General features: G+C 58.9%; 1 protein-coding gene. It reads right to left on the bottom strand.

Going from position 1 to position 834, the window contains the following annotated elements; translation table 11 throughout:
* On the bottom strand, positions 1-401 hold a 401-nt coding region (locus A3730_RS02385), incomplete at its 3' end, for a DUF1289 domain-containing protein (protein WP_063537405.1).
* Positions 402-834: the final 433 nt, after the last annotated feature.

An 834-nucleotide genomic window follows, 5' to 3' on the forward strand; every position in this document is an offset into this window, starting at 1 on the left:
TGGCATTCCGCGCTGATCTGGTCGTACAGCTGGCGCGGGGTCATGGCTTCGGTGGGGGGGAGGGCGTGCAGACCAAAGTGGTCGTAGGGAATCATCTTGGAACCCGCGGCCTTGAGCAACTCTGGTACCCAGCCCTGGGGGGACAGCTGGGTCTGATAGCGCAGGTTCTGGAAATCGAGCTCGGCGGCCAGGCGGTCGGCGTCCGCTACCACAAAGTAGTTGTCCACCACCTGACACAGCAGCAGGTTCAAGCGCCGCCAGACGATGGTCTTTTCCTCGTTGGTATAGCCATTCCAGTGCACCACCTCGTGGCTGAAACGGCGACAGCCACGGCAAACCGTGTCACCGAAAACGGTGGAACAGACGCCAATACAGGGGGTGTGGATTCGATTTACTGCCATGGCGAAATCCTAACAGAAAACCCCGGCTCTGGGAGAGCGGCGCTGGTCGGTTGCCGGTAAATTGAGCGCTTGCCCGCCACGCCGTATGTGGCGGGCCCCAGAGCCGGCATGCCGGGCCTCTCGCGCTTGAGCAATGCGGGTAAATCGGCCATAGTTGGGCCATCAAAATGCTTTTATATTGCACGCAATAATAAACAGGGCCGATCCGGGAGCACCGGATATGGCAACGCTGGAGAATAATAATGCGATTGGCTGTGCTGCTGGCGGCTTGCCTTTGGGTTATTTCGGGTTGTTCTGGAGTGGGAATGGGGATTCCTTCCACCCCCGGGGCGTTCCTGGATGCGCCAAAGGGAAAAACCTTTGCCCCCATGGATACGCTCGATCCACGTAATGCCATGGTCTACATCTACCGTCCGATTACCCGCTGGGGCTA

The sequence above is a fragment of the Alcanivorax sp. HI0044 genome (genome assembly GCF_001634945.1).